At 62.8% G+C, this 25,345-nt stretch carries 23 protein-coding genes; 13 read left to right on the top strand and 10 right to left on the bottom strand.

Annotated elements, in window-relative coordinates; translation table 11 throughout:
* The first annotated feature begins 182 nt into the window (after nucleotides 1–182).
* The 3 genes from JM946_RS03080 (at nucleotide 183) to JM946_RS03070 (ending at nucleotide 7,437) form a co-directional block, all read left to right on the top strand.
* The gene (locus JM946_RS03080) at nucleotides 183–3,149 is read left to right on the top strand and encodes a TonB-dependent receptor domain-containing protein (RefSeq protein ID WP_203165667.1); all 2,967 of its coding nucleotides are present in this window, start codon (nucleotides 183–185) and stop codon (nucleotides 3,147–3,149) included.
* 33 nt (nucleotides 3,150–3,182) lie between these two features.
* Nucleotides 3,183–5,594: a TonB-dependent receptor gene (locus JM946_RS03075; RefSeq protein ID WP_203165666.1), complete on the top strand. Its 2,412-nt coding sequence runs from the start codon at nucleotides 3,183–3,185 to the stop codon at nucleotides 5,592–5,594.
* Between the two features lie 103 nt (nucleotides 5,595–5,697).
* Nucleotides 5,698–7,437, top strand: a complete 1,740-nt coding sequence (locus JM946_RS03070) for a DUF885 domain-containing protein (protein WP_203165665.1) — start codon at nucleotides 5,698–5,700, stop codon at nucleotides 7,435–7,437.
* A 93-nt stretch (nucleotides 7,438–7,530) separates the two neighbouring features.
* On the opposite strand, the gene JM946_RS03065 is transcribed toward JM946_RS03070, so the two are convergent.
* Together JM946_RS03065 and JM946_RS03060 are read right to left on the bottom strand one after the other, a co-directional pair.
* The gene (locus JM946_RS03065) at nucleotides 7,531–8,004 is read right to left on the bottom strand and encodes a GNAT family N-acetyltransferase (RefSeq protein ID WP_203165664.1); all 474 of its coding nucleotides are present in this window, start codon (nucleotides 8,002–8,004) and stop codon (nucleotides 7,531–7,533) included.
* A 9-nt stretch (nucleotides 8,005–8,013) separates the two neighbouring features.
* Nucleotides 8,014–9,627, bottom strand: a complete 1,614-nt coding sequence (locus tag JM946_RS03060; RefSeq protein ID WP_203165663.1) for an amino acid kinase family protein — start codon at nucleotides 9,625–9,627, stop codon at nucleotides 8,014–8,016.
* An 81-nt stretch (nucleotides 9,628–9,708) separates the two neighbouring features.
* Between JM946_RS03060 and JM946_RS03055 the strand changes: the two genes are divergently transcribed.
* Complete coding sequence (locus tag JM946_RS03055) at nucleotides 9,709–10,863, top strand: metallophosphoesterase (protein WP_203165662.1); 1,155 nt, start codon at nucleotides 9,709–9,711, stop codon at nucleotides 10,861–10,863.
* Nucleotides 10,864–11,217: 354 nt separating this feature from the next.
* Here JM946_RS03055 and JM946_RS03050 read toward each other — a convergent pair whose 3' ends face one another.
* The 3 genes from JM946_RS03050 to JM946_RS03040 form a co-directional block, all read right to left on the bottom strand.
* Nucleotides 11,218–11,877 (bottom strand): TIGR04211 family SH3 domain-containing protein, encoded by a 660-nt coding sequence (locus JM946_RS03050; protein WP_203165661.1) that lies wholly within the window; start codon nucleotides 11,875–11,877, stop codon nucleotides 11,218–11,220.
* A gap of 194 nt (nucleotides 11,878–12,071) precedes the next feature.
* Nucleotides 12,072–12,710 carry a redoxin family protein gene (locus JM946_RS03045; protein ID WP_203165660.1) on the bottom strand — a complete coding sequence of 213 codons (639 nt, stop codon included), beginning with the start codon at nucleotides 12,708–12,710 and terminating at the stop codon, nucleotides 12,072–12,074.
* A 77-nt stretch (nucleotides 12,711–12,787) separates the two neighbouring features.
* The gene (locus JM946_RS03040; protein WP_203165659.1) at nucleotides 12,788–13,318 is read right to left on the bottom strand and encodes an adenine phosphoribosyltransferase; all 531 of its coding nucleotides are present in this window, start codon (nucleotides 13,316–13,318) and stop codon (nucleotides 12,788–12,790) included.
* A gap of 143 nt (nucleotides 13,319–13,461) precedes the next feature.
* On the opposite strand from JM946_RS03040, the gene JM946_RS03035 reads away from it, so the two are divergent.
* Both JM946_RS03035 and JM946_RS03030 read left to right on the top strand, forming a co-directional pair.
* Entirely contained in the window at nucleotides 13,462–14,094 is a 633-nt protein-coding gene (locus JM946_RS03035; RefSeq protein WP_218042564.1) for an inorganic pyrophosphatase, read from the top strand.
* Between the two features lie 135 nt (nucleotides 14,095–14,229).
* Nucleotides 14,230–15,195, top strand: coding sequence for a helix-turn-helix transcriptional regulator (locus tag JM946_RS03030; protein ID WP_203165657.1), 966 nt, complete (start codon nucleotides 14,230–14,232; stop codon nucleotides 15,193–15,195).
* A 12-nt stretch (nucleotides 15,196–15,207) separates the two neighbouring features.
* Here JM946_RS03030 and JM946_RS03025 read toward each other — a convergent pair whose 3' ends face one another.
* On the bottom strand, nucleotides 15,208–15,555 hold the full coding sequence (locus JM946_RS03025) for a DoxX family protein (protein WP_203165656.1): 348 nt from the start codon (nucleotides 15,553–15,555) through the stop codon (nucleotides 15,208–15,210).
* Nucleotides 15,556–15,728: 173 nt separating this feature from the next.
* On the opposite strand from JM946_RS03025, the gene JM946_RS03020 reads away from it, so the two are divergent.
* From JM946_RS03020 to JM946_RS02995, 6 genes are all read left to right on the top strand, one after another.
* Nucleotides 15,729–16,979: an MFS transporter gene (locus JM946_RS03020; protein ID WP_203165655.1), complete on the top strand. Its 1,251-nt coding sequence runs from the start codon at nucleotides 15,729–15,731 to the stop codon at nucleotides 16,977–16,979.
* 118 nt (nucleotides 16,980–17,097) lie between these two features.
* The gene (locus tag JM946_RS03015; protein WP_203165654.1) at nucleotides 17,098–17,790 is read left to right on the top strand and encodes an ABC transporter ATP-binding protein; all 693 of its coding nucleotides are present in this window, start codon (nucleotides 17,098–17,100) and stop codon (nucleotides 17,788–17,790) included.
* Complete coding sequence (locus JM946_RS03010) at nucleotides 17,787–18,938, top strand: ABC transporter permease (RefSeq protein ID WP_203165653.1); 1,152 nt, start codon at nucleotides 17,787–17,789, stop codon at nucleotides 18,936–18,938. The genes JM946_RS03015 and JM946_RS03010 overlap by 4 nt, the downstream gene beginning before the upstream one ends.
* A 13-nt stretch (nucleotides 18,939–18,951) precedes the next feature.
* Nucleotides 18,952–20,136: an ABC transporter permease gene (locus JM946_RS03005; RefSeq protein WP_230979433.1), complete on the top strand. Its 1,185-nt coding sequence runs from the start codon at nucleotides 18,952–18,954 to the stop codon at nucleotides 20,134–20,136.
* A gap of 49 nt (nucleotides 20,137–20,185) precedes the next feature.
* On the top strand, nucleotides 20,186–21,253 hold the full coding sequence (locus tag JM946_RS03000) for an alpha/beta fold hydrolase (RefSeq protein ID WP_203165652.1): 1,068 nt from the start codon (nucleotides 20,186–20,188) through the stop codon (nucleotides 21,251–21,253).
* 176 nt (nucleotides 21,254–21,429) lie between these two features.
* Entirely contained in the window at nucleotides 21,430–22,404 is a 975-nt protein-coding gene (locus tag JM946_RS02995) for a hypothetical protein (protein ID WP_203165651.1), read from the top strand.
* Between the two features lie 48 nt (nucleotides 22,405–22,452).
* On the opposite strand, the gene JM946_RS02990 is transcribed toward JM946_RS02995, so the two are convergent.
* The 4 genes from JM946_RS02990 to JM946_RS02975 all read right to left on the bottom strand — a co-directional run bounded on the left by JM946_RS02990 (nucleotide 22,453) and on the right by JM946_RS02975 (nucleotide 24,586).
* Nucleotides 22,453–22,962: a DUF1993 domain-containing protein gene (locus tag JM946_RS02990; RefSeq protein WP_203165650.1), complete on the bottom strand. Its 510-nt coding sequence runs from the start codon at nucleotides 22,960–22,962 to the stop codon at nucleotides 22,453–22,455.
* 162 nt (nucleotides 22,963–23,124) lie between these two features.
* Nucleotides 23,125–23,724 (bottom strand): histidine phosphatase family protein, encoded by a 600-nt coding sequence (locus JM946_RS02985; protein ID WP_203165649.1) that lies wholly within the window; start codon nucleotides 23,722–23,724, stop codon nucleotides 23,125–23,127.
* 26 nt (nucleotides 23,725–23,750) lie between these two features.
* On the bottom strand, nucleotides 23,751–24,101 hold the full coding sequence (locus JM946_RS02980; protein ID WP_407700504.1) for a hypothetical protein: 351 nt from the start codon (nucleotides 24,099–24,101) through the stop codon (nucleotides 23,751–23,753).
* A 14-nt stretch (nucleotides 24,102–24,115) separates the two neighbouring features.
* The gene (locus JM946_RS02975) at nucleotides 24,116–24,586 is read right to left on the bottom strand and encodes a bactofilin family protein (RefSeq protein ID WP_203165647.1); all 471 of its coding nucleotides are present in this window, start codon (nucleotides 24,584–24,586) and stop codon (nucleotides 24,116–24,118) included.
* 227 nt (nucleotides 24,587–24,813) lie between these two features.
* Between JM946_RS02975 and JM946_RS02970 the strand changes: the two genes are divergently transcribed.
* The gene (locus JM946_RS02970; RefSeq protein WP_203165646.1) at nucleotides 24,814–25,344 is read left to right on the top strand and encodes a (2Fe-2S)-binding protein; all 531 of its coding nucleotides are present in this window, start codon (nucleotides 24,814–24,816) and stop codon (nucleotides 25,342–25,344) included.
* Nucleotide 25,345 lies beyond the last annotated feature (1 nt).

The following is a 25,345-nucleotide window of genomic DNA, read 5'->3' as shown; positions in this document are numbered from 1 at the left end:
GTGGCGCGCGTTGTATACGCGCAAATCATTGCACTGCACCAGGATGGTGATGTGAGAAAGCGGCAGCCAAGAAACATGCAATTGCGTGCAATGTATGCAGCTGGTGGAGTTCAGTATATAGACGTATTGGCGCAACCCTGATCGGTGCTACGTTCCGACCATCTCCCAGCGGAGGTCGGATCATGGAAAGAACAAAGATCGATCGTTGGAGCGCCCGTCAGTTACCCGCCACTGTGAGCCTGTGTGTCGCACAGGCAACATTCCTGCTGTGCGGTCCGCCCGCGGCGGCCCAGAGCGCCAATCAGAGTGCGCCGGAAGAAGTCATCGTCACCGGTTCGCGCATTCGCCAGAACCCGCTCGAACGGGCCGCGCCCCTGCAGACCGCCACCTCGGTCGATATCGAGCGCAGTGGCGAGATCACGGTCGGCGATTATCTGCAGCGACTGCCCATCTCCGGCTCGGCGCTGAATCGCTCCAACAATTCCAGCGGCAATCTCGGCTTCCCACCGGATGGCGGCGGCATCGGCGCCGGCGCCAGCGAAATCGACTTGCGCTATCTCACGTCGAAGCGCGTGCTGGTTCTGGTCGACGGCAAACGCTGGGTGCGCGGTTCTTCGGCGAGCGGCGTGTCGGGCGCGGTCGATCTGAATACGGTGCCGACCTCCGCCATCGATCGCATCGAAGTGCTACAGGACGGCGCCTCGCCGATTTACGGTTCGGACGCGATCGCCGGCGTGGTCAACATCATCACGCGTTCGGACTATCGCGGCTTCGAGCTCGAAACCAATCAATCCGCGTATGACGAGGGCGATGGTTACACGCAGGACTACAGCATTTCTTTTGGCGCCGGCGCCGAGCGCAGCCGCGCTTTTTTCACGGCCAGCTATTCGCGACAGGATGCCGTGTTCTCCGACGACCGCGCGCTATCGAGTGCAGTGATCTACGGTGCGCCCGAGGGCGTGGGCGGCAGCTCCGGCACACCGCAAGGACGTTTTATTTTTCTTGATCCCCGCGGCGACGTGGATGGCGACGGCGACCCCGACGTTGTCGATGTCACGTTGAACAACGGCGCGCTCAACAACGGCACGAGCTTGCCGACCTACGATCCGAACAATCCGTCAAGCGGCGACTTTCATGCCTTCGGCACGCCGGACCGCTTCAACTTCCGGCCATACAACTATCTGGTCACACCGAACCGGCGGGTGAATCTGTTCGGCAAGGCCGAGTACGACGTTGCGGACAACGTCACGCTGCGCTTTACGGCGGCCTACACCAATCGCAAGTCGAGCAATCAGGCCGCGCCGAATCCGCTGTTCCTCGGCTCCGATGCCGGCGCAGGGTTCTACCTGGACAATATTTTCATTCCCGCGGACCAACGTTACAACCCGTTCGGCATCGACCTGGACGGTCGCAGCAACCTGATCACCATCGGGCGCCGGCCGCTCGAAGCGGGCCCGCGGATCTTCGATCAAACGGTGGACACCTGGATGATTTCGGGCAGCCTGAGCGGTGAGTTGCAATTCGCCGATCGGCCCATCTTCTGGGACGTGAGCTTGAATTGGGGTCGTAACAACGCCTCGCAGCAAGGCCACAACATCTTCAATGCGCGCAAGCTGGCGCTGGCGCTCGGGCCAGAAGCTGCGTGTGTCGCCGTGCCGGGCTGCGTGCCGTTCAACATCTTTGGCGGCATGGGGCCCGATGGCAGCGGCAGCATCACCCAGGAAATGCTCGACTGGGTCACGTTCACGCAGAACGACCAGAGCGAACAGGAGCTCAACGACATCATCGCCAACGTCAGCGGCGATCTGTTCGATCTGCCGGCGGGGCCGTTCGCATACGCGCTGGGCTTCGAATATCGCAAAGAGGAAGGTTCGTTCACGCCCGACGCCACCGTGCAGGCGGGCGAGACAGCCGACGTGCCGGCGGCGCCGACGGCTGGTGACACTCGAGTGCGCGAAGCATATCTCGAGTTGCGTGCGCCGATACTTGCCGATCTGCCGGCCGTGCGCCGATTGGAATTGTCGGCGGCCGTGCGCTCGTCCGACTACGACCGCATCGGTCGCGACGAAGTGTTCAAGGGCGGCATCTATTGGCGAGCGATCGACGATCTGGCGATACGCGCCAGCTATGCCGAAGGCTTCCGCGCGCCGAACATCGGTGAGCTGTTCAACACCGGCTCGCGCTTCGACAGCAACATCAACGATCCCTGTTCCAACTACTCCGCCAACCCTTCGGCCACCGTACGCGCCAACTGCGCGGCCCTGGGAGTGCCGACCACGTTCACGCAGATCAATCAACAGATCAGTGTGCAGACCGGCGGCAACGAGAACCTGGTGCCGGAGACGTCGGAGACGCGCAATATCGGCTTCACTTACAGCCCGACGTGGGCCAGGAACGCAGGCTGGATCGACGATCTCACCTTCGACGTCAATTACTACGACATCGAGCTCGACGACGCGATCCAGGCGTTGACGGCGCAAACGCTGCTGACCAATTGCGTGAATACGCTCGACCCGTTGTTCTGCGGCGGCATCGTGCGCGGGCCGGGCGGCTCGATCACCGCGTTCGCCAACCAGCTCACCAACATCGGCCGCATCGAAACCGACGGCTTCGACTGGACGTTCACATTGGCGACGGCCGAGCTCGGCGGGGTGGGCTCGTTCCGCTTCCAGTGGGCCAACACTTATCTGGCGGGCTACAAGGAATTCACCCTTGGCACCAGCGGGCTGGTGGCGACGGAGCGGGCCGGCACGGAAGTGGGCTCGCCGATCCGCGGCTACGTCCGTTACAAGTCGACGCTGAGTGCGGACTGGCTGCTCAACGATTTCGTCACTTCGCTCACGTTGCGGTACCTGAGCGATCTCACCGAGATCTGTCCGCAGTCGGTGATCGACAACGACTTGACCGAGCAGTTGTGCTCCGATCCGGTGCGGCTGACCAACGAAATGGAGAGCAAGGTCTACACAGACCTGCGGGTGAGCTGGACCCCGGCTGCCTTCGATCGACAACTGCAGCTGGCCATCGGCGTCAACAACGTGCTGGACGAAGATCCACCGCCGTGCCTGAGCTGCGATCTCAATAACTACGACGGCACGCTGTACCCGGTGCCCGGCCGATTCTTCCATGCCAGAGCCGCGCTCAAATTCTAAAGCGCGGCGTCGTTCGAACAGGGGGGGGGATTCATGAACAAGCACAATGTCGTGATCTTGGGCGCGGTGGCGTTTGCCTTGGGATTGGTGATGACTCCGCGAGTGGCCGCGGCAGCGACGCCGGCCGAAGCGGACCAAAAGCTCATCGCCGAAATCATCGTCACCGCACAGAAGCGTGCGACGGCGTTGCAGGATGTGCCGTTCTCCGTCGCGGCGGCCAGCGAAGAACAGATCCGCAATTCCGGCTCGGCCAATATCGTCGAGCTGTCGCGCAACTTCGCCGGTTTGACCATCACGGATCTCGGGCCCGGTCAGAGCCAGGTCGCCATCCGCGGCATCAGCGCCGGACAGGTGGTGCGCGATCAGCCCGGCGTGAAAGAGTCGGTCGGGGTGTACCTGGACGAGTCGGCCATTTCGGTGGCGCTGTTCACGCCCGACCTGGATCTGTTCGATCTGGAACGTTTCGAAGTGTTGCGAGGTCCGCAAGGAACATTGTTCGGCGCGGGCTCCTCGGCCGGCACGGTGCGTTACATCACACGTCAGCCGCAGTTGGGCGAGTTCGAAGGCGCGGTCGAAGTCGGTGGCTACACCGGCACCGACACCGATTGGGGCGGTGGCATCAAGGGCATGATCAATGCGCCCATGGGCCAGACGACGGCGCTGCGCCTGGTCGGCTATTACAACGAGATGGCGGGTTTCATCGACTCCTATTATCCGGGCCGCGCAGTGCGAGAGGATGTGAATAGCGGCGAGAAGAGCGGCGCGCGCGTTGCGCTGCTGATTCAACCCAGCGAAACCATCTCGATCACGCCGCGCATCGTTTATCAGAAGCTCGAAACGGACGGCTATCCGCGCATCGATGTCTATAACATCCTCGGCAATCCATTCACGACCGAACAGCCGCCGGTGAATCCGGGAGAGCGCGGCCAGGTGACGCAAATCCGCGAAGGCATCGACGATGAGTTCACACTGGCCGATCTGAAACTGGAGTTCGGTCTGGGCGGTTTGACCTTGACCTCCATCAGCTCGTACACCGATCGCGATGTGGTGGTGTTGCGCGATGCGAGCCAGCTGACCGGCAGCGTCACCCTGTCGCTGGACGACGGCCGAGGCATCGCCACTCCCGCCGACGTGCGCCTGAACTCACCGCTCTACGACACCACCTCGCTGAAATCCTTCAGCCAGGAATTGCGTCTGGCTTCGGATGGCGGCGGCGCATTCGAATGGCTGGTCGGCGCGTTCTATCAGGACATCGATCGCGACTACGGCCAGAACCTGCCCACGCCCGGCTACGACGACTTGCTGACACGGCTCGGCAGGCGCACCAGCGTCGGCTACAACGCGCCGCCCAACACGCCCTATTTCTCACAAGTGCCGTATGACTTTCAGCAGTTCGCACTGTTCGGCGAAGGCACCTGGCACTTCAACGAGCAGTGGTCACTCACCGGTGGCTTGCGCTACTACGATTTCGAAGAAGAACGTTTCCTGACATTCGCCGGCGTGTTCGCGGACGTGGGCTACACCCGGCAGCCGGGCGAGACCAGTTCGGACGGCTTTTCGCCGCGCGTGATTCTTTCGTTCGAGCCCAACGAGGACATACTGCTGACCGCGCAAGTGGCGCGCGGCTTCCGGCTGGGCGGCATCAACGATCCGCTCAACGTCGAGCTTTGCGGCGACGACGATCTCATCACGTACAGCGGCCAGCCGACGTTCGATGACGAGAAGGTGTTGAACTACGAGCTCGGCGCCAAGACCTTGCTGGCGGATCGACGCATCACCTTCAACGCCGCCGTGTTCTACTCGGACATCGACGACCTGCAGGTGATCGCGGATGCGGGCTCGTGCTCGTCGCGCATCGTGCTCAATGCGCAGGCGGAAGCGGTCGGCGCGGAGCTCGAGCTGTTCGCGCGGCCCGACGAGCACTGGGACTTGGGAGTGTCCGCGACCTATGTACAGGCGGAGATCACCGAGACTCGCTTGAGCGCCATCGGCCAGCCGATCGCCGGCATCATCGACGGCAACCGTCTGCCGACCTCGCCCGAGTTCCAGGCCGCGGCCAGCGCCACATACAACTGGGCGTTGTCGAACACGCTGGAGGGCTTCGTGAATCTCACGTTCCAGGTGGTCGGCTCTTCCTACACCCAGCTGGCCGATCAGGAGCCGCCGACCGGCTGCGTCGGTTGTCCTGGAGCGCCGGGGTTCTTCATGTTCGGTGCGCCCACCATCACGCAGTTTACGTACGATCCGGAGCTGCCCAGCTACGAGCTCGGAAATCTGCGCTTCGGTGTGCGCTCCGGCTCGTGGGAGGCAGCGGCCTTCGTCAACAATCTGTGGGACGAGCGCGCGTTCCTGTCGCTGGATCGTGAGCGAGGCACTCGCGCCCGCGTCGGTTATCTCACCAACATGCCGCGCACTTACGGCGTGTCGCTGCGGATGGATTTCTGAACAACGTAAAAATTGCTGATTGACGCCGGCGCAGCCGCGCCGGCGTCCCCCAGCCGACGCTGAGCGGTTATCATTGCCCGCTCACTTGTCGCGAGGACTGGGAATGGCAGGTTTACATCGCACTCTGTGCATCGTCATGGTGCTGGCCGCACTGGCCGGATGCGATCGCTCCCAGCAGCCCAACACGCGCGCCACCGAGCCGCCCGCGCCGGTGGTCAATGTCGAATGGACCAAGTACGTCGACGATTTCGTCGAAAGTTATTTTCGCGCCAATCCGAGCTTCGCGGTGTGGCAGGGCCGGCACGAATTCGACGGCCAGATGCCCGACTGGAGCGCCGAAGGCATCAAGAAGGAGATCGCGCGCCTGGAGCAGATGCGCGCCCGAGCGGTCGGCTTCGATGACGACAGCCTGATGCCCGAGGAGCGCTTCCAGCGCGACTACGTGGTGAGCCGCATCGATAACGATCTGTTCTACCTGCGCGAAGCGCGGCAGCCGTTCACCAATCCGGCTTGGTATCTCAACGCCGGTCTCGATCCGAGCACCTATGTGAACACGCCGTACGCGCCGGCGGATCAGCGTGCGCGCGCGTTCATTGCCTATGTGAAACAGGTGCCCGGCGCGTTGAATCACATCAAATCGAATCTGGAACTGCCGTTGCCGCGCACGTTCGTCGATTTCAGCGTCAAGAGCTACGGCGGTTTCGCCGAGTTCTATCGCAACGACGTGCCGCAGGCGTTCGCGGAGGTGCCGGAGGAGCTGAAAAAGGAGCTGGCCGAGGCGATCGAACCGGCGGCCAAGGCGATCGAGGAATTCGCCAGGTGGCTCGAATCACAGCGCGCCAACGCCAACGACGCTTATGCGCTCGGGCCCGAGCGCTTCGCCGCGATGTTGCGCATGACAGAGAATGTCGATGTGCCGCTGGACAGGATCGAAGCCATCGGTCGCGCCGATCTGGAGCGCAATCTGGCGGCCTTGAACGAAGCCTGCAAACGTTTTGCTCCGGGTGCAAAGATCGAGGAGTGCGTGGCGCGCATGAACGCCGACAAGCCGGAAGGCGGCGCGGTGGCTGGCGCACGGGCGCAGCTCGAAACCCTTAGAAAGTTCCTCCTCGATCACGACATCGTCAGCATCCCGGGCATTGAAGAGGCCAAGGTGGAGGAAGCGCCGGCGTATCGCCGCCAGAATTTCGCATACATCAATATCCCCGGTGCGTTCGAGAAAGAGCTGCCCTCGGTCTATTACATCGCGCCGCCGGACCCGAACTGGTCCAGGGCCGAGCAGGAAGCGTACGTGCCCGGCAAGGCCGATCTGATGTTCACTTCAATCCACGAAGTCTGGCCGGGTCATTTCCTGCAGTTCCTGCACTCGAACCGCTCGTCATGGCGCTTCGGACAATTGTTCGTCGGCTATGCGTTCGCCGAAGGCTGGGCCCACTACAGCGAGGAGCTCATGATCGAGCACGGCATCGCGGCCACCCAGCCGGAGCTGCATGTCGGTCAATTGTTGAACGCGCTGCTGCGAAACGTTCGTTACATGTGCGCCGTCGGGCTGCACACGCAGGGCATGACGGTGGCTCAGTGCGAGCAGATGTTCAAAGAAAAGGCGTTCCAGGATGCCGGCAACGCTCGCCAGCAGGCGGCGCGTGGCACCTACGATCCCGGTTATTTGAACTACACGATGGGCAAACTGATGATTCGCAAGCTGCGTGACGATTGGGCCGGCAGCCGCGGCGGTCGTCAGGCGTGGAAACAATTCAACGACGAGTTCCTGTCGTACGGCGGTCCGCCGGTTCCGCTGGTGCGCTCGCAGATGCTGCCCGGCCCGGCGGGCGAGTTGTTCTGATCGAACGAGCGTTGAACGCGGCCTCCCGGACGGGGAGGCTAGCTGGGAATAGCAAGGGCCTCCCCCGAAGGGGGAGCGCCCTGATGAACAAAACTATTTGGACGTCGACAGCGCGCGTAGATCGCGCGACATCTTGATCGCATCCTCGATGCCACTGTAATAGCCGCGCACGCGATCGATCTCTCGATAACCCAGGTTGGCGTAGAAATGGCGGGCGTCACGCTTGATGGCGCGCACTTCCAGTCGCACCAGGAACAGGCCCGCGACCATCGCCGTCTCTTCCACCCACTGCACCAGCAGACGACCGATACCCTGCCGGCGATATTCGTTCGCCACGCCGAGCAAGGCGATGTGCGCCGACTCGTCGCCATACTGGGCAAGAATGAAACCGGCGAGGCGATTCCGATCGCGGGCGATCACGGCAGCGCTTTCGCGCTGGCGCATGAGGCCGGCGACCCGCCGGGGCGTCCAGCTCCAGGGCAGGTCGGCTTCGACCAGATCGCGTGACAGGTGGGCGATCGCCGGGGCGTCGCCCATGCGCGCGGGACCGAGCGTGATGATGCTCATGGCCGCATATTATCTAAATCGAGATGCGAACGTCGCCGACGCCAGCTGCGCGAAGCGCACGTCGAGCAAATCCGCCATCAGCGCTTCGGTGACCGGCCAACGGCCGGCGCCACGGCCCTGAATGAGCAGTTCCTGTCCGTTCGAACGAGTGATGAGCAACTTGTTCCATTCCGGTGATCCCTGCGCCAGCGGGTCGTACTTGCCCAGCGTCTCCATCTGCAGCTGACCGAAAACGCAGTGGCTGATTTTCCACGCACGCGCCACCAGGCGGAGTGTGCAGTTCTCGGTTAGCCCATCGCAGGCCCGCTGCAACGCTTCGACATCGAGCGCGGCCACGCGCAGCGCATCCGGGTCGCGGCCGAAGGCGTGCCGGGACAGCACTCGGAGCTTGTGCACGGCATGCGCTCCAGACAGTTCTTCGTGCAGACGCCCGGCGCCGGTTTCGCCGGCCGCGTTCAGGATCAGTTCGTTCAGCGGAATGCCTTGGGCGCAACGGTCCAGGAGCTGGTTGGCCAGACCGCTGAACACCACCGAGATCGAGCTCACATCGTGGTGGTGCAGTTCACGGCGCAAAGTCTCGAGCATGGGCGCGCTGCCGCCGACCGCGGCGCTGTACTTCAAATAAGCATTGCATCGGGCAGCGAGGCCGCCGAGCTTGCGGCCCAACTCGGCCATCAGCGGAATGTTCGCCGAGATCACGCTGACGCCGCGCTCCAGGAAATGGCTCACCAGAGAGTGCGCTGGCTCGAGGCCGGGCAGGGCGTCGATGACCACGTCGGGTTGCTGATTCATGGCGGCGTTCACCGAGTCGAACAGCACCGTGCTGGGAGCGGCATGTTTGCAGCGATCGCGAATCAGCGCGCCGACGATGGTGAAGTGCTCGCTCATGGCGGCGATTCGGTCGTGGATCCCACGACCGATCTCCCCTCGCCCGAGCATCAGCACGCGAGTGGGTGTGACAGCTGCGCGCTGCGCGGGCGTGCGGCCAAAGCGACCGATGACGGATTCGTATGGCGAGGCGATGGCGGCAACTTCGGCGCGCGCCGAATAGCGATCCAGCAGGCGAACGGTGTTCGGCTGAATCAATGTCGTTGCCAGCTCGAGTGCGTCGGAATATCCGAGCGCCGAGAATCGTTGCAACGACGACGGGGGAGCGACCGCAGGATCGGCCTCATATACGCCGTCGACGTCTTTGAGCAAACGACATCGATTGGCCCGCAACGCGTGAGCGAGGTACACAGCGAAATGATCCGAGTCCTGTGGCTCCGAGATCGGCAAGCCGCAGAGCCTGTCGTGAGCGAGCCCCGCCAGCACCAGCACCGGCGCGAGCTTCAACGATGTTTGCAGTTGGGTGACTCGGAGCCTCGAGGTGCTGCCATCGAGCAGGGTGCTTGAACACACCTCGCGCAAATCCACCATGCGTGCCGGAATTCCGACGCGATCCAGAGCGCTGCCAAACACGGCAGCGAACGCGCCATCGCCGGCCGCTGTCGGCTGAGCAATCACGACCACGCGCCAGCCGGCGCGATACCAACGGTAGATTTCATGGACGGCCGTGGGCACATCGGCGTGGCTGCGCAACACCGAGCCGCCAAACTTCAGCACGATTATGTCGCCGGCCATGTTGCCTCCCCTTTCTATAGACGGCCGTCGCAGGCTGCCACACCCGTCACCCCGTGAATATTTGCTCTATGATGCGCAGCCATGTCGAACGTTACTAGAACGAAGTTACGGATCAGCACGCGCTCGTTGTTGTTCGCAATGGCGTTGTTTGCGCTGGGTGTCGGCCCGGTCGTCGCAGCGTCGCTTCAGGACGGGCCGTATGTGATTCGCTCAGCCGACGGGAAGTTGACGGCGCGTTGGATCGAGTCCGACGCCGACTCGCCGCGTGTGCGCGAGAGAGACGTCAAGGTAGGCGATGTTGTGACAGTCGCGGCGGTCGGAACGTTGCCAGCGTTCGAGGTGAAGCTGCGCGGTCCGGCCAAGCCAGCGGCCGACGAGATCGAAGTCACGGCGCGCGCTCCGTTGTTCGTGATGGCCGATACGCACGGCGAGTATGAGATCGCCGCCACCTTGCTCCAGCGTCACGGAGTGATCGACGAACGGTTGCGCTGGTCGTTCGGCAAAGGACAGCTCGCCGTGCTCGGCGACGTGTTCGATCGCGGGCCGAACCAGACGGAATTGTTGTGGCTGCTATACAAGCTGGAAGCGGAGGCGGCGCGCGCCGGCGGCGGCGTCCATCTGGCGGTCGGCAACCATGAGTCCATGGTGCTCACCGGCGACAATCGTTATCTCAATCCCAAGTATCCGCACGTCGCCTCGTTGCTGGGCGCCGACAACTACACGTCGCTATGGAACGAGCAGTCCCTGCTGGGCCAATGGCTGCGTAGCAAGGCGGCAATGTTTCGGATCGGGAAGTATCTGTGTCTGCATGGCGGCGTTTCACCCGAGCTGCTCGATCGCGGGCTGACGCTCGCCACAGTCAATCGCACCGTCCGAGCCGCGCTGAGCGAGCGATCGACGCCGAGCGAACAAACGCAGTTCGTGATGGGTGAGAACGGTCCGCTCTGGTATCGCGGCTACTTCGAAGCAGTCGCGCGCAATGCGGGGATTCCGTTAGCCCAGTCCGCCGACATCGATCGGATCCACGAGCGCTTCGGCGTCGCGGCCATCCTGGTCGGACATACCAGAGTGCCAGCCGTAACGGCTTTGTACGACGGACGAGTGATCGCCGTGCAGGTCTATCCACATCGCGATCAGCGGACTCACGCGCCGGTGATGGAGGCGCTGTTGGTTGAAAAAGGACAGATGTTTCGAGTGCGAGCCGACGGCAGTCGTGAAATGCTGCTTCGCCCCTGATACGGATTGCTTTGCAACTCCCATGACGTCGCCATGCGCATCGGATTTGCCGTTACATCGCAACCCGACGATTTTTTGCGAGCTCTCTTCCTCGGAGGGGGTTCATTTTGGCAGGCTGCCTGATCTATACCAACAAGCAGCTCATTCGAAACTGCGAGTCCGCTCTCGGGTCCGATGTGATCGTGCTGGTCTCATATCAATCTGTGAGCCTGCCTGTGAGCGGTCGAGGCGAGTACGTTTTGCGAGTTGGCCCGTTGCTGCCAAGGCCATCGGTGTCCTCCTGCAGGCCACGGCACGACGATCTCTCAACACTGGCGCCGCGATCGTTCACAGGCTTCTCTTAAGCCCGCACTCTCAAGCCCAGGTGCTGCGCTTGGGGCGCGACTTGATCCACGCGCCGAGCACCAGGCCCAGCACTACCAGACCGCCACCCGACAGCAGCCAGCGCAACATCACATTGCGCTTCAGGTCCTGCACCTCGTCGCTCAATTGCGTGACCTGAGTCTGCAGCGAGGCGTTCTCGGCTTTCAGTTGTTTGTTTTCTTCGTATTGAGTGATGGCGGTGGCCGAGACGCGCCGGATCTCGGCGAGCTCGTTCTGCAGCTTTTGATTTTCCTTGGCCAGCTCGTTGGCGCGGCCTTCGATCTCGCTGCGCGCGCCGCGCACGTCCTGATAATTTTCGCGGATGGATTTCAGCTGCGCTTCGAGCGCCTCGACGCGCTTGGTGGCCGCGGCCAGTCGGTCCTTCGCGACGGGTTGACTGGTGAGGTACTGAGTGGGTACCCATCCTTCCGTGCCATTCGGAGTGCGCACCTGAGTGAAGCCGGCCGCCTTGTCCTCGCCCAACACTTCCAGCGCGAGGCCGCTCGGCAGAGCAGCGTTGATGATTCTGTGGCCGCCCGAGGGGCCACGGCGCAACGGCACAGTCAACTCATCGGAGATGTACATCGTCGCGGCGAAGGCGGACAGCGGTCCTAGCACCAGCAGCAGCGCTAGCAGCACCTTTCTCAACATCAGCACGGGTTCCTTATAGGTCTCGATCTCGGCCGCTTCGTCGGCAGACGCGAACTATAGCGAAACTGAACGCGTGCGATGGCCTCGAATCGGCCGGTTCGCCGATTGGCGACAGATCTGCGGTAAGTATTTGTACGCCGCGGAAGGCCGTGAAAAAGCGCTTGAAGCGCGCTGCCTTGTAAGAGTTGCGTGTCCTAATGCGACATCGGGGAATGCGACACCTGGCGCTCGCGCTCCGGGAAATTGATGAGACAGCCGACGCCTTCGGCATACGGCGTCGTCACGGGCTTGCCGGCGAGCAGTGCATCCAGCGCGTCGGTGAGATAGTGATTGCGGGCGGGGCGCTGTCGCTCATACGAAAGACGGTCGTCCATCGGGCCGCGATATTTGAGCTTCCAATCCTTGGGATCGATGACGAACACCTCGGAGGTGCGCACCACGCGGAGCATCTCGCCGATGTGTTGCGCTCCGTCGAGCAGGATAGGGAAGTCGATCGAGAATTCGTCCGCTTCCCTGGCGACCAGTTCGCGCGTGTCCTGCAAATTCGAATTGAGCAGCAGAAACTCGACCCCTTGGTTCCGATACCTGGCGCGAACCTCCGCGAGCGCAGGCAGCGCCTGGCGCACGATCGGGCAGCCGTTGCCCTGGACCATGATCACAACGGCCTTCATGCCTGCAAGGGAGTGGAGCTCGTGAGACTTGCCCCGGTGATCGAGCAAGCGAAAGTTGTCGACCTTCGCGCCGGGCTCGATGGCGCGAGCGGGTGCGCTCACCACCGCGATCAATGCCAGCGTCGCCAGTGCGCGCACCGCCGACTTCAATGCGTTTCTCATGGCCAACCCCGTGAACGACGTTCCTTGCTTGCACACCATTGTCAACGAGGGCGTTGCCCAGGGCACTGTGGCCCTGGTCAAGATTTGTCAGTCGCTCCGGTCGCCGGGTACCGGATCACGGTGCGGGCCGGGATTCCCTGCCACCGGAAGCCCGGGACGAGATTCAGGTCCAGCAAGACCGCCAGGCAGTCGACCTGGTAGCCGGCCAGCCCGCACAGATCGGCAGCGGCGCGCAGGGTGCCGCCGGTGGCCAGCACGTCGTCGATCAACAACACGCGGCCCTGGCCTGGCTGCATCTCCAGCACCCCTTCGCCGTACTCGAGCTGGTACGGAATCTCGACCACGGGCGGCGGCAGCTTGCCCCGCTTGCGAATCGGGACGAAGCCTTTGCCATGGCGCAAAGCCAGCGGCGCGCCGAGCATGAAACCGCGCGATTCGACGCCGGCAACGGCATCGATCCGGCTCCATTCGGCCTCGTTCAGCAGGCCGCTCATGGCCTCGATGGTCGGGGCGAAATGGCTGCGCAGTAATGGGGCGATGTCCCGAAAAACGATCCCGGGACGGGGGAAATCGGGCACATCGCGAATCAGGCGCTGCAGATCTGTCATGAGCTTATGGTGTTGCGGGCCTCGGCCCGGGTGGTCCTTCAGGTAAACTGGCGGGCGGTCATTGTCGCCCAAGATTCCCTCTTGCGCTTCAACCCGGCTTCATTCCCCGCTCAACCTGGTTCACTCACTCGTTACTGTAATCCATGTCGACCATGTTTCCTTCCGCGTTTCGTGCCCATCCCTGGCATGGCGTCGATCTCGGCGCCGAAGCCCCGTCCATCGTAACCGCCTATATCGAGATCGTGCCCACCGACACGGTCAAATATGAAGTCGACAAGGCCACCGGCCTGCTCAAGGTCGACCGGCCGCAGCGGTTCTCGAATATCTGCCCGTCGCTGTATGGCTTCCTGCCGCGCACGCTGTGCGCCGAGCGCGTCGCCGCCTACTGCGAAGAGCGCACCGGCAAGAGCGACATCAAAGGCGACGGCGATCCGATCGACATCTGCGTGCTCACGGAAAAGTCCATCGGCCACGGTGACGTGCTGGTGCAGGCCATTCCCATCGGCGGCCTGCGCATGATCGATGATAACGAGGCGGACGATAAGATCATCGCCGTCATGCGTGACGACGCGGTGTATGGCCACCTGACCGATATTTCGCAGTGTCCGAAGCTGGTGATCGAGCGCGTGCGTCACTACTTCCTCACGTACAAGCACGCTCCGGGCTCGCCGGATCACAAGGTCGAGATCACGCACGTGTATGGTCGCGATGAAGCGTACGAAGCGATTCGCCGCAGCCAGGCGGATTACACCGCTGCCTTCATGGGCGTCCGCTGATGTAAGAGCTCGGTGGCTTGCGCCGCCCGGAGGGGAATGTGTCCTCCCGCGCGAGCCACCGCTTCACATCGAGAGCGGTTCGTGATTCCCTTTTCGTTGACATGCGATGTCAATGTTTGAGGGTGTAATCCCGACATGCGCGCCGAACGACTCATCGCCATCTTGATGGCCCTGCAAAGGGCTCAGGCACTCACCGCCGGTGAGCTGGCTCAGCGATTGGGCGTCTCGGTGCGGACGATTTTTCGCGATGTCGATGCGCTGTCGACCATGGGCGTGCCGGTCTATACCGAGCAGGGACGCGGCGGCGGCATTCGATTGGTCGAGGGTTACAGCTCCGATCTGACCGGCCTTTCTTCGGGCGAAGCTGAAGCGTTGGCCCTCATCGCGAGTCCTGCCGGTATCGGTGTGCGCGATCTCGCGGCGCCAACGCGAACGGCACTCGACAAACTGGCGGCAGCAGTACCCACGATGCATCAATTGCGAGCCCAGCACGCTCGCGGCCGCCTGCTGTTCGATACCAAACCGTGGTTCCGCTCGTACGACGCCTCTCCCCATCTCGACACGCTGCGTGCGGCGATCTGGAAAGACGAGTGCGTCAACATCAACTATCGCCGCAGCAACGGCGAAGTGAAGGACTACCTGGTCGAGCCGTATGCGCTGGTCGTGAAGGTCGACACCTGGTATCTGATCGGCCGTGTGAAGCGCGAGACCCGCGTCTTTCGCATCTCACGCATGCTCGCTCTTCAGACCACCGGCACGCACTTCACCCGCGACTCTGAATTCGATCTGCAAAAGTTCTGGAACACGTGGTGCGAGAAGTTCGAAAAGAATCCACCGGTGAGCTTTCCGGTGGAACTGATGATTTCCGCCAGGGGCAAGCAACAGTTGCTGGACAGTTTCGGCAACTGGTTTCGGACGCGGCTCGAACCCTTGGGCGAGGACTTCAGAGGCCGCAAGCCGGTGACGTTGGACTTCGAGCGCGAGGAGGCGGCGCTGCGCATTCTGTTCGACCTGGTGTTCGAGGCCGACATCGTCAAACCCGCCGAGCTGCGCCGGAAACTGCGCAATCAGGCCAAGCGGGTGGTCGCGGCGACCACCTGAGCGCGCGCCGAACTATTTCTTCCCGAGCAGCACCGCCACCAGGCAGGCGATGATCAGCACGCTATATTCCATGCCGTTGCGGCCCAGGCCGACCACGAACCAGCCTGCCTTCCAGTGCACCCACCAGATGCCCAGCGCGGTCTGGATGATGAAATAACAAGCAAGCGGCGCGGTGTAGCGGCCGAGCGCGAGCAGCGTGCCGCCGACGATCTCGATGATCGTCACCGCCCAGGCCCACGCGAGGCCGAAAGGCAAGCCGCGCGATTCCAGAAACGGCCCGAACGGGCCGACCGCCTCGTACCAGACCCGCGCCACGCCGTGGATGACGAACATCGCCGCGACGGCGATGCGCACCACCATGATTGAAGAGATCTTCATGATCGATCAGCCATCCTAAACAAAGGCGCGGAATCATAAGGGACGGCTGCAGACGATTGCAGCCATTGAGGAGTTTGCGTCATCAGAGTGGTGACTACTTCTCACTCAACTGTATCTGTGAGGCGGCCACCGAACGCGCAATACTGCCGCGCCTTATGAGTACATCGACCGCGCCTCATGCTCCCGCGACCGCCGGCACTCTCGGACTGATTCTCGCGGCGGCCGCCATCCTCCTCATCACCATGGGCATACGGCAGACCTCGGGTTTGTTCCTGTTGCCCATCACGGAAACCACCGGCGTCACGATCGTTGCTTTCAGTTTTGCGCTCGCGGTTGGCCAGTTCGTGTTCGGCGCCGCGCAGCCGGTGTTTGGAGCGCTCGCCGATAAATTCGGTGCGGTGAGAGTGATCGTCGCAGGCGCATTCATGTTGGCGCTCGGCTCGGTGCTCACGCCGTTCATGACGTCGAGCGGCGGTTTGCTGCTGACCATGGGCGTGCTCGGAGCAGCCGGTGCAGCGGCGGGAAGTTTCTCCATCCTGATCGGCATCGCCGCTCAACAGCTGCCGCCGGAAAAGCGCTCGATGGCCTCGGGCATCATCAACGCCGGCGGTTCGATCGGGCAGTCCGTGTTTGCGCCGGCCGTGCAGCTCATCATCAGCGCAGCGGGCTGGACCACCGCAATGTTTGCTACGGCGTTCGCCGCATTGCTGACGATTCCGTTGGTGCTGCCTTTGCTGCGCTCGGCGAGCAATGCAGCTGCATCGGCCAAGGCGGCCGTGGCCACCGCGCACATTTCATTGACCGAGCAGCTGCGCGAGGCAATTCGCAATCCCAGCTACTTGTGTCTGCACGCCGGATTCTTCACCTGCGGGTTTCACATCGCCTTCCTGGTGACGCATTTCCCCAACGACCTGAAGCTGTGTGGGATGATGCCGGACGTGGCGGCCAAATCGCTGGCCCTGATCGGACTGTTCAACGTCCTGGGCAGCCTCGGCATCGGTTGGCTCGGCCAGCGCTATCGCATGAAGTATCTGCTGGCGTGGGTGTATGCGAGCCGGGCCGTGATCATCGCGATCTACATCGTGATGCCCAAGACGGCGCTCAACATCTATGTGTTCGCCGCTGCGCTCGGTGTGACATGGCTGGCAACGGTGCCGCCCACGGCGGGGCTGGTCGGCAAACTGTTCGGCACGCGCTATCTCGCGACGCTGTTCGGACTGACCTTGTTGTCGCACCAGATCGGCGGTTTCCTTGGCGCCTGGCTGGGCGGCATCGTGCTGTCGCAGACCGATTCGTATCAATGGATGTGGTATGCGGACATCGCGCTGGCGCTGCTGGCCGCAATCGTGAATCTGCCGATTCGCGAGCAGAGACTGCAGACGCAGCCCGCGGCGGCGCCGGCTTAGCCGGCTGCCCGATTCGATCGTTGCCGGCGTTCAGCCGCATTTCGCCGGCAAACCCCTGACGTGTCGCTATCGAGCCGGTACACTGCCGCGCCTTCAGGAGCCGACACGGATCAGCGCCATGACTGCACTCGTCACCCTGCGCAATGTCACCAAGAGCTATGTTCGCGGCAAGCAGAAAGTGGAGGTGCTCCACGGCGTCGATCTGAGCATCGAGACCGGCGAGTTCCTGGCGCTGATGGGGCCGTCCGGTTCGGGAAAGACCACGCTGCTGAATCTGGTGGCCGGTCTGGACCAGCCCACCAGCGGCGAGGTGCTGGTCGCGGGCGATCGCATCGACCAATTGTCCCGGGGCAGCCTGTCGGACTGGCGCGCCCGACACATCGGATTCATTTTTCAGTTCTATAACCTGCTGCCGGTGCTGACCGCCGAGGCCAATGTCGAAGTGCCTCTGCTGCTGACCAGCCTGTCCAAGTCGGAGCGGCGTCGCCGCGTGCAGCTGGCGTTGGAGCTGGTCGGTCTCGCCGACCGCGCCCGACACAAACCGAACGAACTGTCCGGCGGTCAGCAGCAGCGCGTGGCTATCGCGCGCGCCATCGTTTCCGATCCAACACTGCTGGTCTGCGACGAGCCCACCGGCGATCTCGATCGCCAGAACGCCGAAGAGATCATGAATCTGCTGCAGGCGTTGAACCGCAGTCAGAACAAGACCATCGTGATGGTGACCCACGATCCCAAGGCGGCCGAATACGCTTCGCGCGAATTGCACCTCGACAAGGGACGTCTCACCAACGACGCGAGGCGCGCGGCATGAAATATTTCGGGCTCGTCTGGGCCGGCCTGTGGCGCAAGAAGACGCGCACCGTGTTCACGATGATTTCGATCGTGATCGCGTTCCTGCTGTTCGGGCTGCTGCAAGGGATCAACCAGGGCTTCGGCACGGCCATGGCCAATCTCGACGTGGATCGCCTGTATGTTTCGGCGCGCACCAGCATGACGGACGGTATGCCGATCTCGTATCTGTCGCGGATCCGCTCGGTGCCGGGCGTGCGTGCAGTGTCGCTGTGGGCTTACTTCGGCGGCTACTTCCAGGACGCGCGCAAGCCGATCCCGGCGTTCGCCACCGACGCCGTCGAGCTGTTCAGGGTCTATAAAGAAATCAAGATCAAGCCCGAATACATCGAAGCCATGGCGAAGACGCGCACCGGCGTGCTGGTCGGAGAAGCGCTGGCGGCCCAGTACGGGTGGAAGATCGGCGACCGAATCCCCATCGGCACCTCGATCTGGACCAACAAGTCGGGCAGCAACACCTGGGAGTTCGACATCGTCGGCACCTTCGACGCCAGTGCCTATGGCGCGGGCTTCCCGTCGTTCTATCTGAACTGGAGCTACTTCGACGAGGCGCGCCAGTTCGGTACCGGCGAGACCCACTATTACATCGTTTCCGTGCAGGATCCGAAGCAGGCGGAGCGCGTCTCCCGTGACATCGATGCACTGTTCGCCAACTCATCGGTGGAGACGCGCACCCAGACCGAATATGCGCTGGCGCAATCGCAGCTCAAGCAGCTCGGCGACATCAACTTCATCGCCAACGCGATCGTCGGTGCGGTGCTGTTCACTCTGTTGTTCCTCACCGCCAACACCATGATGCAATCGGTGCGCGAGAGAACGTCCGAGCTGGCCGTGCTGAAGACGCTCGGCTTCTCCGATACCAAGGTGCTGGTCTTGGTGCTGACCGAAGCGCTGCTGTTGTGTTTGTTTGCTGCCGGGTTGGGCATCGCCGTCGCGGCGCTGGTGTTCGAGTCGCCGGCGTTGCAGAAGCTGTTCGGCGACTTCTCGATGCCCGCGATCGTTGCGACCATGGGCGCGGGCATCGCGGTGCTGGTGGCGTTCGTCAGCGGCTTTCCGCCCGCGTGGCGCGCGCGCCAGCTGAACATCGTGGATGCATTGGCAGGGCGCTGAGCGAGAGCGAATCATGAAGATGTTCCGTCAGATTGGCGCCGTGACCGGCATGAACTTTCGCAGCCTGCCGCAGCGGGTGAGCACGTCGCTGGTCGTGGTGATCGGCATCGCCGGCGTGGTGGCCGTGCTGGTTTCCGTGCTCGCCATGTCTACCGGCTTGATCCAGACCATGGAGAACACCGGGCGCGAGGATCGCGCCATCGTGATGCGCAATGGCTCCATCGCCGAGACTTCGAGCGCGCTGGATCGCGATTCGGCGCGACTGATCGTCGACGGTGCGGGCATCAAACGCGATGCGCAGGGCGAGCCCATCTTGTCCGCGGAGACCATGCGCATTCTGAGCTTGCGCAAGAAAGAGGACGATTCGGAGGTCAACGCCATCCTGCGTGGCGTGGGGCCGAAGCTCCAGCAACTGCGACCGGAGCTGAAGATCGTCGAGGGCCGGATGTTTCAGCCGGCGGTCACGGAAATCATCGTCGGCAAATCGGCGCATGCGCAGTTCAAGGGCTTGAACATCGGCGATGTCGTCACATCGCGCGGCGCCAACTGGACGGTGGTCGGCATCTTCGAGACGGGCGGAGATGCGCACGAGTCCTCGCTGATGACGGACGCGGAGACGCTGATCTCCATCGACAAGCGCGGCGCCTTCCAAAGCGTTACGGCGCTGCTGGAGTCGCCGGCCGCGTTTCAGGCGTTCAAGGATTCGTTGAGCTCCAATCCGGGATTGAGTGTGGATGTGGTGCGCGAGCGCGAGTATTACCAGCAGCAATCCAAGACCCTAAGCACCATCATCTCCGTGATCGCCTATGTGGTGGGCGGCATCATGGCGGTGGGTGCGGTGTTCGCCGCGCTCAACACCATGTACTCGGCTGTGAGCGCGCGACTACAGGAGATCGCGACGTTGCGAGCCCTGGGTTTTGGCTCGACGGCGATGGTGATGTCGGTGCTGGCCGAGGCGTTGGTGCTGGCGTTGATCGGCGGCGCGATCGGTGCGCTGATCGCCTGGTTGTTCTTCAACGGCAACACCGTGAGCACCTCCGGTGGCGGCATGGGCCAGATGGTGTTCGAGCTGAGCGTCAGCCCGCAGCTGATGATTCTGGGCATCGTCTGGGCCTGCATCATCGGTGTGCTCGGCGGACTGTTTCCTGCCGTGCGGGCGGCGCGCCTGCCAGTCGCCATGGCCTTAAGGGCGGTCTAGTCGCCAGCGCCCCGGTTCGGGTTATTCTGGGGGCGGGTTGGGGCCCCCCATGCAGCAAACGATTCGCTTCATCAAATCCGCCGACGGTACGCGGCTGGCAGTAGCCACTTCCGGGCACGGGCCGCCGCTGGTGAAGTCGGCCAACTGGCTGTCGCACCTGGAATTCGACTGGCGCAGCCCGGTGTGGCGGCACTGGTTTCGCTATCTATCGTCGGGCCGTCAGCTGATTCGTTTCGATCCGCGCGGCTGCGGGCTGTCCGACTGGGATGTCCCCGACCTGTCACACGAGGCGCAGGTGGCGGACCTCGAAGCCATCATCGATGCTTCCGATCTGGAAAGATTTCCGCTGCTCGGTATCTCACAAGGCGGCGCAGCCTGTATCGAGTACGCCGTGCGACATCCCGAGCGCGTCACGCAGCTGGTGTTGTATGGCTGCTATTCGGAGGGTTGGGCGCAGCGAGGCGAGGAGTCGCGGCGGCACGGCGAAGCGTTGGTGGAATTGATTCGCCAGGGCTGGGGCCAGGAAAATCCGGCCTTCCGCCTGTTGTTTGCTTCTCTGTTCATTCCCGACGCCACCACTGAACAAGTGCGCTGGTTCGCGGATCTCATGCGCACCACCACGCAACCGGAGATCGCGGCGCGCATCATCGAAGCCTTCGGGCAGATCAACGTGCGAGCGTTGTTGCCGAAGGTGAAAGTGCCGACCATGGTGGTGCATGCCCGCGGCGATGCTCGCATTCCGTTCGAGCAGGGCCGGCTGCTCGCCGCGGAGATTCCCAATGCACGGTTCGTGACACTGGAGAGTCGCAATCACATTCTCATCGAGAGCGAACCGGCGTGGGCACGCTTCTGCGAGTGCTTCGACGAATGCATGGGGGTCATCTCGAGGCCCATGGTCGACGGCCCCGCGACTCAAGTGGATCTGGAAGAGCTGACCGCGCGCGAAAACGCCATCCTGCGATTGGTGGCGCAAGGTGCGGCCAACAGTGAAATCGCCACGCGCCTGTTCATCAGCGAGAAAACGGTGCGCAACCATCTCACCAATATTTTCGAGAAGCTCGGCGTCGATTCTCGTGCCCGAGCCATCGTGGTGGCGCGGGATCGCGGCGTGACCTAGATGCGGTCTAAACAGGCTGCCCCGGGTACAGGATGTACTCCGCCGCCGTAGGCGGCGCCGAAGTAGGACGTTTGTCCCGGCTTTGACGCGCGCAAATGAGCCTTCCGCCTCATGCGGAGCGGGCCACAAATCCGCACCATGCGCGCACTTTGAAAAAGCCCAAGCGAGTAAAACGTATGAGCGCCGCAGCCGCCATGGTGGTGTCGCCCGCCGCCGAAAAACTGTTTCAGGAAAATTCCGACCGCGCCCGCTACGCGCGTTGCATCAAAGCGTCCAAACGAGTGCGTTGGGACATTGATGCCGACGTGTTCCGCGGCCGCGCTTTCGACTTCCGTCGCAAGTTCCTGCCCGACGGCCTCACCAAAGTCGAGGAGCTGACTTTTTTGACGGTGGACGAGAAGCGCGCCATGAGCCATGTGCAGGGCCGCAGCTATGCCTGTCTGTTCGGCTTGGTGGAACGCTTCATCAGCGCCAAGACGCTGGAGCTGGCCAGCAAGCAGGGGCTGGGCGATCAGGTGGCGCTGGAAGGTCTGGTGCGTTTCAGCGACGAAGAGCTGAAACATCAGGAGCTGTTCCGTCGCATCGAGGCCGCGCTCGCCGGCCGCATGCCGGGCGGCTACGCGTTGATCGCCGACGCCAACGAAGTGGCGCGCCAGGTGCTGAACAAATCCACCTGGGCGGTGCTGGCGCTGACCTGTCACATCGAGCTGTTCACCCAGGCGCACTATCGCGAAAGTCTGGAGCGCGACGAGCAGCTGTCCGATCTGTATCGCGACGTGTTTCGGTTCCACTGGCTGGAAGAATGCCAGCATGCCGTGATGGACGAGATCGAATGGTGCCGCGAGGATCGCAATCTCTCGCCGGCCGAGCGCGACATCGCCGTCGACGATTTCATCGCGCTGCTTCGTTTGCTCGACGAGGTGGTGTGCGCGCAATCCTCGGCGGACGCGGGTTATTTCATGCGCCTGTGCGAGCGTACTTTCTCACCGGCCGAACAGTACGAGATTCGCCACACCATGCAGCGCGCCTATCGCTGGCAGTACATTGTGTCGGGCGCGCAGCAATCGCATTTCAACAGGATGCTGTCGGGGATGGTCACGCGTCAGCAGCTGCAGCGAATTCAAGCAGCGCTGGCGCCAATCATGAGCTAGCAATGCACGCTGCGGGGCCGGCCGCGGGGCCGGCCCCGACGAATCGAATCAGAGGTGAGGCACCGGACCCAGGTAATCCACCTTGCCAAGCTCCACGCCGCCATGGCGCAACAGCGCGTAAGCGGTGGTGACGTGGAAAAAGAAATTCGGCAGCGCCCAGTGGCGCACGTAATCCAGCGCTTTGAAGTTGAATTCGTTGCGCGGCGTTTTCACGGTGACGATGCGGTCGTCGGCGCCGTCGAACTGCTCGGGCTTGAAGCCTTGCAGATAATCGATGGTCTTGCTGACGCGAGCGATCAGCTCCGCCATGGTGGTCTCGGTGTCTTCGAACTTCGGCGGCTCGGTGCCGCTCAGGCGCGCCGCCGCGCCCTTGGCCGCGTCGCTGGCGATTTGCACCTGGCGATTCAGCGGCAGCATGTCCGGGAACAGCCGCTGGCTGGCGAACACGTTGGGATCGAACTTGCGAGCTTCGGCATGCGCGACCGCTTTTTCCAGAATGGCCTTGAGATTGCGCAGCGTCAGCAGGAACGTGGGAATCGAGACTTCGTACAGACTCATGATGAGCAACTCCTGCCTGGTGAATCGGGCGTGGGGAATCGTTGGAGTCGCGGATTATAGGAGCGCGGTTACATTCCGGTCTCCGGCCAGCGGCGCCAATATTCGGCGCTCTGAATCACGAGTCTTTTGACTGGTAGCGCGCACTGCCGCCGTGTCAGGCACTCACTGGGTGGCAATCGAACTGGTTCTGGCCAGCACCAGCGTATCGGCTTCGCGTCCGAGCTCGATCAGTCGCAACTTGCCATCGTCATTGCCGATGACCGTGACGGAAGCATAGTCCGGGCGAACGCACACGACCTCGTCGCGCTTCTGCGCGGCGCCCACCGCGACATTGATCGCGATGAAATGAGTGCAGATCACGCAGTCGTGATTCATGCCGAGCAGTGCATCGATCAGCGTGCGTCGCCATTGCAAATAGTCGATCGAACCGGCGGGTGCATTCGCATGCAGCTGTTGCCAGGTGCCGCGCATGGAAGCGATGAGCCAATCGTGACGTGCGGCCAGATCGATGGGCGGCGACGGAATCTCCGCCACCGTGGCCATCGGCTCGGCGTCGCAGAACCAGATCTGCGCCAGCGGTTCGGCAGTCTCGCGACAGCGACGCAACGGACTGGTGTAAAGCGGCAGCCGCGACAGAGAGCCAGCTAGACTCTCCGCCGTGGCGCGTGCCTGTTCCATGCCGGTGGGGTCGAGGCCCGGATCGGGGTCCTCGCCCCAGGCAGCTGCGGGTTTGGCGTGTCGGACCAGATACAAACGTGGCATGACGCCAGTTTGCGATATTTCGGAGCTTATTTCTCGGGCGGCTTGAACACGTCCACCGAGACTGTCACGGTGCGCCCTTCGTTGGCGCCGAGCGCACCGACCCCGACGACCTGGCGCGACACTTCGTCGCCCCGGTCGTTGCGCACCGAAATCACGACCGAGTATTCCCAGGCCTCGCCTTCCGCCGGATGGCGGAAAGCGCCTTCGACCCGCAGCGCCGAGAACGTCGCTTGCGCGCGCCGTTCAGCGACCGCCTTGGGATCGAAGCGCAGGTGATGCTGACAAGCCGGGCAGATGCTCGCGCTTTCGAGGATGGTCGACTTGCAGTGTGGGCAGATGCGCGTCTTGCCCGCGGTCGCCGACCGTCCCGTACCGATCACGGGCATCGGGGTTACTTGCCGCCCTTATCGTCCCAGCCGAATTCCGCTCGGCCGCGCATGCGTGAGCCCGCGGCGACAGTGAGGGAGCCGGCCTTCAGATCGCCGTTCAACACGCCGGTCTGCAACAGCTCCACGCGGGTGGCCGCATCGATATTGCCTTCCAGCTCGCCGCCGACCACGACGGTGTTGGCGCGGACGCTGCCGGTGATCTTGGCGCCTTGCTCGATGGTGAGGTTGCCGTTCACGTGCACGTCGCCCTTGAAGTTACCGGCCACGCGGACATTGCCGGAACCTTCGATCTTGCCTTCGATGGTGAGGCCCGCAGCCAGCACCGATTCCTTGGCATCGACCGCAGCGGCGGAGCGTGCAGCGGGCGCGGCCGTGCGAGCGGTTTCGACGGCGGCCACGGTCGCCGCGGGTTTTTCCGGGGCGGGATCGGGTGTGTTCTGTTCCCTGCCGTACTGATCTTTCCACAACGCCATGTCGGCACTCCTCACGTTGAACGAGCTGCGGTTAATGACACAGGCAACCAAAACGTGTCAAACATTCCGACGCGAAACGTCGCGTCGAAACGACACTGTGTCGATGCAGCTGTTCGTTCAGGCCGGCCGTTCAGTTGCGGCTTTTGCGCTGCAAGACCACAGAGTGTGAATTTCTTCTCGTCGGCCTATAGTCGCGCGCACAACTCCAAGCCGGTGAGGATTTCTAAATGATCAAGCTCACGGTCAATGGCGAGCCACGAGAAGTGGATGTGGCGGGGGATACACCGCTGCTCTGGGTGTTACGGGATTCGTTAGGGTTGACGGGGACCAAGTACGGCTGCGGCATGTCCCTATGCGGGGCCTGTACGGTTCATGTGGATGGAGCCCCGACGCGTGCCTGCATCACTCCGGTGGAAAGCGCGGCCGGCAAGGCCGTCACGACCATCGAAGGCGTGTCGCCGGATCGCAGCCATCCGGTGCAGCGTGCCTGGATGGAGATCGATGTGCCCCAGTGCGGGTACTGCCAGTCCGGGCAGATCATGTCCGCGATCGCTCTGCTCAAACAAAATCCCAAACCTTCGGATGCGGACATCGATGCCGCCATGAGCGGCAACATCTGTCGCTGCGGCACGTATCCGCGCATTCGAAAAGCGATTCACCGCGCGGCCGCAATAGCTGCTGGTCTCCCGCGGGATACGCTCAGCCGCGCGACTGCGTTCGCGCAGCCTGCGGGTACGACAGGTAAGGAGGGTGGCTGAG

This window comes from Steroidobacter gossypii (assembly GCF_016801985.1).
GTDB lineage: Bacteria > Pseudomonadota > Gammaproteobacteria > Steroidobacterales > Steroidobacteraceae > Steroidobacter > Steroidobacter gossypii.
Note: the sequence above shows the minus strand (reverse complement) of the source record. Positions and strands in the feature narration are given on the sequence as shown.

Excerpts from the sequence above, each read along its gene's own strand:
- JM946_RS03005 (WP_230979433.1), top strand. The coding sequence starts at position 18,952 with ATGAAGATGTTCCGTCAGATTGGCGCCGTGACCGGCATGAACTTTCGC.
- JM946_RS03035 (WP_218042564.1), top strand. The coding sequence starts at position 13,462 with ATGTCGACCATGTTTCCTTCCGCGTTTCGTGCCCATCCCTGGCATGGC.
- JM946_RS02975 (WP_203165647.1), bottom strand. The coding sequence starts at position 24,586 with ATGGCGTTGTGGAAAGATCAGTACGGCAGGGAACAGAACACACCCGAT.
- JM946_RS03040 (WP_203165659.1), bottom strand. The coding sequence starts at position 13,318 with ATGACAGATCTGCAGCGCCTGATTCGCGATGTGCCCGATTTCCCCCGT.
- JM946_RS03075 (WP_203165666.1), top strand. The coding sequence starts at position 3,183 with ATGAACAAGCACAATGTCGTGATCTTGGGCGCGGTGGCGTTTGCCTTG.
- JM946_RS03030 (WP_203165657.1), top strand. The coding sequence starts at position 14,230 with ATGCGCGCCGAACGACTCATCGCCATCTTGATGGCCCTGCAAAGGGCT.
- JM946_RS03070 (WP_203165665.1), top strand. The coding sequence starts at position 5,698 with ATGGCAGGTTTACATCGCACTCTGTGCATCGTCATGGTGCTGGCCGCA.
- JM946_RS03025 (WP_203165656.1), bottom strand. The coding sequence starts at position 15,555 with ATGGTGGTGCGCATCGCCGTCGCGGCGATGTTCGTCATCCACGGCGTG.
- JM946_RS03055 (WP_203165662.1), top strand. The coding sequence starts at position 9,709 with ATGTCGAACGTTACTAGAACGAAGTTACGGATCAGCACGCGCTCGTTG.
- JM946_RS02990 (WP_203165650.1), bottom strand. The coding sequence starts at position 22,962 with ATGAGTCTGTACGAAGTCTCGATTCCCACGTTCCTGCTGACGCTGCGC.
- JM946_RS03080 (WP_203165667.1), top strand. The coding sequence starts at position 183 with ATGGAAAGAACAAAGATCGATCGTTGGAGCGCCCGTCAGTTACCCGCC.
- JM946_RS03015 (WP_203165654.1), top strand. The coding sequence starts at position 17,098 with ATGACTGCACTCGTCACCCTGCGCAATGTCACCAAGAGCTATGTTCGC.
- JM946_RS03045 (WP_203165660.1), bottom strand. The coding sequence starts at position 12,710 with ATGAGAAACGCATTGAAGTCGGCGGTGCGCGCACTGGCGACGCTGGCA.
- JM946_RS03010 (WP_203165653.1), top strand. The coding sequence starts at position 17,787 with ATGAAATATTTCGGGCTCGTCTGGGCCGGCCTGTGGCGCAAGAAGACG.
- JM946_RS03060 (WP_203165663.1), bottom strand. The coding sequence starts at position 9,627 with ATGGCCGGCGACATAATCGTGCTGAAGTTTGGCGGCTCGGTGTTGCGC.
- JM946_RS03000 (WP_203165652.1), top strand. The coding sequence starts at position 20,186 with ATGCAGCAAACGATTCGCTTCATCAAATCCGCCGACGGTACGCGGCTG.
- JM946_RS02985 (WP_203165649.1), bottom strand. The coding sequence starts at position 23,724 with ATGCCACGTTTGTATCTGGTCCGACACGCCAAACCCGCAGCTGCCTGG.
- JM946_RS03065 (WP_203165664.1), bottom strand. The coding sequence starts at position 8,004 with ATGAGCATCATCACGCTCGGTCCCGCGCGCATGGGCGACGCCCCGGCG.
- JM946_RS02995 (WP_203165651.1), top strand. The coding sequence starts at position 21,430 with ATGAGCGCCGCAGCCGCCATGGTGGTGTCGCCCGCCGCCGAAAAACTG.
- JM946_RS03050 (WP_203165661.1), bottom strand. The coding sequence starts at position 11,877 with ATGTTGAGAAAGGTGCTGCTAGCGCTGCTGCTGGTGCTAGGACCGCTG.
- JM946_RS03020 (WP_203165655.1), top strand. The coding sequence starts at position 15,729 with ATGAGTACATCGACCGCGCCTCATGCTCCCGCGACCGCCGGCACTCTC.
- JM946_RS02970 (WP_203165646.1), top strand. The coding sequence starts at position 24,814 with ATGATCAAGCTCACGGTCAATGGCGAGCCACGAGAAGTGGATGTGGCG.